The sequence below is a fragment of the Stenotrophomonas sp. Sm6012 genome (assembly GCF_030985895.1).
In the GTDB taxonomy this organism is placed as follows: domain Bacteria; phylum Pseudomonadota; class Gammaproteobacteria; order Xanthomonadales; family Xanthomonadaceae; genus Stenotrophomonas; species Stenotrophomonas forensis.
The window spans coordinates 1-4,683 of record NZ_JAPTFX010000221.1; the positions used below are offsets into that span (position 1 = coordinate 1).

At 67.4% G+C, this 4,683-nt stretch carries 5 protein-coding genes; all 5 read left to right on the plus strand.

Going from position 1 to position 4,683, the window contains the following annotated elements; translation table 11 throughout:
* Nucleotides 1–193: 193 nt before the first annotated feature.
* The 5 genes from O0J73_RS21560 to O0J73_RS21580 all read left to right on the plus strand — a co-directional run bounded on the left by O0J73_RS21560 (nucleotide 194) and on the right by O0J73_RS21580 (nucleotide 4,640).
* The gene (locus O0J73_RS21560) at nucleotides 194–607 is read left to right on the plus strand and encodes a YciI family protein (protein WP_197565089.1); all 414 of its coding nucleotides are present in this window, start codon (nucleotides 194–196) and stop codon (nucleotides 605–607) included.
* A 63-nt stretch (nucleotides 608–670) separates the two neighbouring features.
* Nucleotides 671–1,093 (plus strand): VOC family protein, encoded by a 423-nt coding sequence (locus O0J73_RS21565; protein WP_004153956.1) that lies wholly within the window; start codon nucleotides 671–673, stop codon nucleotides 1,091–1,093.
* A 36-nt stretch (nucleotides 1,094–1,129) separates the two neighbouring features.
* Complete coding sequence (locus O0J73_RS21570; protein ID WP_004153957.1) at nucleotides 1,130–1,540, plus strand: VOC family protein; 411 nt, start codon at nucleotides 1,130–1,132, stop codon at nucleotides 1,538–1,540.
* A 54-nt stretch (nucleotides 1,541–1,594) separates the two neighbouring features.
* The gene (locus tag O0J73_RS21575; RefSeq protein WP_308309603.1) at nucleotides 1,595–2,881 is read left to right on the plus strand and encodes a sigma-70 family RNA polymerase sigma factor; all 1,287 of its coding nucleotides are present in this window, start codon (nucleotides 1,595–1,597) and stop codon (nucleotides 2,879–2,881) included.
* A 109-nt stretch (nucleotides 2,882–2,990) separates the two neighbouring features.
* The gene (locus tag O0J73_RS21580; protein WP_197565091.1) at nucleotides 2,991–4,640 is read left to right on the plus strand and encodes a M28 family metallopeptidase; all 1,650 of its coding nucleotides are present in this window, start codon (nucleotides 2,991–2,993) and stop codon (nucleotides 4,638–4,640) included.
* Nucleotides 4,641–4,683 lie beyond the last annotated feature (43 nt).

Genomic DNA, 4,683 nt, shown 5'->3' on the forward strand with positions numbered 1-4,683 from the left:
GGCCAAACCCATAAGCCGGAGCTTCCAGCGACCCTCCCACCCCACCACGGAGGGGCTCCGCCGTTCGCCGACTCCCGCCGAAGGCGCGCTTCCCGCCGAAGAAATAATTTTCAGAAGACGTGTCGATTCCCATCGCCCTGGTTCGTTGTACCCAGTGAAGGGCACGCACCACGCGTCCCCACAGGAGACCGCAATGAAAGTGATGGTGATCGTGAAGGCCAACGCCGACTCCGAAGCCGGCCGCATGCCCAGCCAGCAGGAGCTGTCCGAAATGGGCGCCTTCAACGAACAACTGGTGGCCGCCGGCATCATGCTGGCCGGTGAAGGTCTGCATGCCACCCAGCGCGGCCGCCGCATTCATTTCGGTGGCACGGCACCCACGGTCGAGGCCGGTCCATTCGGCCCCGCCGACGAGCAGATCGCTGGCTTCTGGCTGTGGGAGGTGCGGTCGCTGGACGAGGCCGTCGAGTGGGCCAGCCGTGCGCCGTTCGGCAGCGGCGGCACGCTGGAACTGCGCCCCCTGATCTCCGCCGAAGACTTCGGTGAAGCCTTCACCCCCGACTTACAGCAGCAGGAACAGCGTCTGCGTGCGCGGCTGGAAGGCTGACCCGACTCACTCCACGCCGGGCATGGCCTGGCAACACCCTGTATCAATCAACGGAGCAATGCCATGAAACTGATTCCCTTCCTCGGCTTCAGCGGCCAGGCCCACGATGCGATGGCATTCTATGCCAAGGCACTCGGTGGCCAGGTCACCTCTGAAATGAAGTACCGGGACATGCCGCCGTCCGATGGCTCGCCGGGTTGCAACGAGATGCCGCCGGAAACCCTGGACCACGTCGCGCACAGCCAGCTGGAGATCGGCAACGCGATCGTAATGGCCGCCGACGGCCCCGGCGGTGGCGAGGGTGGCTCGACCACCATCAATGTCGACGTTGACAGCATTGAAGAAGCCGAGCGCGTGTTCGCCGCGCTGGCCGAGGGGGGCCAGGTACAGATGCCGATTGCCGAAACGTTCTGGGCGCATCGCTGGGGCATGTTGATCGATCGCTACGGCAAGCCGTGGATGGTCAACTGCATGAAGCAGCCCTGATCCCATTCCCTCTTTCATCCACAAGGAGCTTTACCGATGAGTGCACCGCAACCGCAGATGATCTTCGTCAACCTGCCCGTGCAGGATCTGAACGCGTCCAAGGCCTTCTTCGCCGCGTTGGGCTACAGCTTCAACCCGACCTTCACCAACGACGATGCGGCCTGCATGGTGGTCAGCGAGAGCATCTTCGTGATGCTGCTGACCCAGCCGTTCTTCAAGCAGTTCACCAACAAGGCGATTGCCGATGCGCACAGTCACACCGAGGTGATCACCTGCCTGTCGGCAGACAGCCGCAAGGCGGTGGACGCAATGGTGGACAAGGCACTCGCGGCCGGCGCCAGTGAACCGCAGCCGGCACGTGACTATGGCTTCATGTATCAGCGCGGCTTCCAGGACCTGGATGGGCATCTCTGGGAAATCGCGCACATGGACGGCGAGCCGGGCTGAGCATCGCGCCGCGGCGCGCTTGTGCGCGCCAGGCGTGCATGCTGTGATCGGCGCATGCCTGATCCCGCACTGACGCAGCGCTTTGAAACCCTCTGGCGGATGGAGTCGCCGGTGCTGATCGCGCGCCTGGCGCGGTTGCTCGGGGGCGATGTGGGTCGCGCCGAGGAGCTGGCCCAGGACACCTGGCTGGCCGCGCTGGAGCGCTGGCCGGAGCAGGGCATCCCGGACAACCCCGGAGCCTGGCTGATGACCACTGCGCGCAACCGTGCCATCGATGTGCTGCGCCAGCACCAGCGGGTGGCGCAGCAGCATGCGCAGTGGGGCGAGGAACTGCATCCGGCGGCGCTGCCGGCACCGGATGACAGCCAGGCGCTGGAAGATGACCTGGGCGACGATCTGCTGCGGCTGATGTTCGTGGCCTGCCATCCGGTGCTGCCCGCCGATGCGCGGGTGGCGCTGACCCTGCGCCTGCTCGGCGGCCTGACCACCACCGAGATCGCCCGCGGCTTCCTGCAGCCGGAACCGACCATCGCCCAGCGCATCGTGCGCGCCAAGCGCACCCTGGCGCAGAAACAGGTGCCTTACGAAGTGCCGCGCGCGGAGGCGATGCCCGAGCGCTTGGCCTCGGTGCTGGAGGCGATCTATCTGGTGTTCAACGAAGGCTACGCGGCCAGCGCCGGTGATGACTGGATGCGACCGGCACTGTGCGAGGAAGCGCTGCGGCTGGCGCGCATCCTGGCGCACCGGTTGCCGGTGCCGCCGGTGCTGGGCCTGCTGGCGTTGATGGAACTGCAGGCCTCACGCGCGGCCGCGCGGACCGATGCGCAGGGCACGCCTGTGCTGCTGGACCAGCAGAACCGCGCACGCTGGGACTGGCTGCAGATCGAGCGCGGCCAGCAGGCACTGGCACGCGCACTGGCGGCCAATGGCGGCGAAGACCCGTACGTGCTGCAGGCGCGCATCGCGGCCTGCCATGCCGCCGCACGCCGCGCCGAAGATACCGACTGGACGCGCATCGCCACACTGTATGCACAGTTGCTGCAGGTGATGCCGTCGCCGGTCGTGGCCCTGAACCGGGTGGTGGCGGTGTCGCGCAGCGACGGCGCGTTTGCGGGCTGGGCGCTGCTGCAACCTTTGCTGGCCGATGCGCGGTTGCAGGGCTATGCGCCCTTGCAGGTGGTGCGTGGCGACCTGCTGCAGCAGCTGGGCCGGGCCGATGACGCGCGCGCGGCCTTCGCCGCCGCCGCCGCGCTGACCGGCAACGCCCGCGAGCGCGAGCTGCTGCTGTTGCGCGCCCAGCGATCGGGGTCAGCGCTCTCTTCCGACGGGAACGGGATCTGACCCCATGCATGGCGTGGCGTGTCGACCAAGGTCGACACCCACCAAAGGCGGGGCGCAGCGCTGCCGAATCCCATTACACTCCAGAGAGATTTCCCTGCTGGAGAGAGCAATGAAACGAGTAGTACTGGGCGTGCTGGCCCTGTCGGTGTCGAGCGCACTGATGGCGGCCACGCCGAAATTCGATGGCGCGCGGATCTCCGCCGACGTCAAGGAACTGGCCTCCGACGCCTACGAGGGCCGCTCGCCGGCCACTGCCGGCGAAGAGAAGACCATCGCCTACCTCAGCAAGCAGTTCGCCGATGCCGGCCTGCAGCCCGGCGGCGACCTCAAGGACGGCAAGCGCCTGTGGACCCAGGCCGTGCCGCTGCGCAAGGGCGATATCGTCGGCGCACCGCAGCTGGCCCTGCACCAGGGCAGCAAGACCCTGCCGCTGGAACAGGGCAAGCAGATCGCCGTGCGTGCCGCGATGAACGGCGCCAGCAACGTTGATATCAGCAAGGCGCCGCTGGTGTTCCTTGGCTATGGCGTGAAGGCCCCGGAGCGCAACTGGGACGACTTCAAGGGCGTCGACCTGAAGGGCAAGATCGCCGTGGTGCTGATCAACGACCCGGACTTCGAGACCGGGCAGGGCGACTTCGACGGCAAGGGCATGACCTACTACGGCCGTTGGACCTACAAGTACGAGGAAGGCGCCCGCCAGGGCGCGCTGGGCGTGCTGATCGTGCACGAGACCGCACCGGCCTCGTACGGCTGGGCCACCGTGGCCGGTTCCAACACCAACACCATGTTCGACGTGGTGCGCGACAACCCGGCCGAGAGCCATCCGCTGCTGGAAGGCTGGATCCAGCGCGACCTGGCCGTGGAGCTGTTCCGCTCGGCCGGGCAGGACTTCGATGCGCTGAAGAAGAAGGCGCAGCAGCGCGACTTCACCCCGGTGCCGCTGACCGGCGCCAGCCTGGACGCGAAGTATGCGGTGAAGACCGAAGTGATCACCTCGCACAACGTGGCCGCGCGCCTGGAAGGCAGCCGCCACCCGGACGAGACGATCATCTACAGCGCGCACTGGGACCACATCGGCGTGGGCGAGCCGGATGCGCGCGGTGACCGCATCTTCAACGGTGCGCTGGACAATGCCAGCGGTACCGCCTCGCTGGTCGAGCTGGCGCGCGGCTTCGCCAAGGCCAAGCGCCCGCAGCGTTCGGTGCTGTTCCTGGCGGTCACCGCCGAGGAGAAGGGCCTGCTGGGTTCGGAGTACTACGCCACCCATCCGCTGTACCCGCTGGAAAAGACCGTGGCGGTGATCAACATGGACGGCATGGCGCCGTTCGGCCCGTCGCGTGATTTCGGCATCTACGGTGCGGCGCGCTTCGAGCTGCTGGACCAGCTGAAGGATGTGGCCAAGGGCTGGGACATCCGCTACACCCCGGACCCGAAGCCGGAAGCGGGCCTGTTCTTCCGTTCCGATCACTTCCCGTTCGCCAAGCGCGGCGTGCCGGCGCTGTCGTGGTCGGCCGGCCAGGACTGGGTGGATGGCGGCGTAGCCGCAGGCAAGAAGGCCTCGGAAGACTACACCGCCAAGCGCTACCACCAGCAGGGCGACGAATGGCAGCCGGACTGGGTGTTTGCCGGCGCGGCCCGTGACCTGGAAGTGCTCTACGCACTGGGCGACCAGCTGGCCAACTCGCGCAGCTGGCCGAACTGGAGCAAGGACGAGTCGTTCCGCGCCGTGCGTGACGCCAGCGCTGACCAGCGCAAGTAAGGGAGGGCGCCGGGTCCGCCCGGCGCCTCCCGGTAGTGGCGGC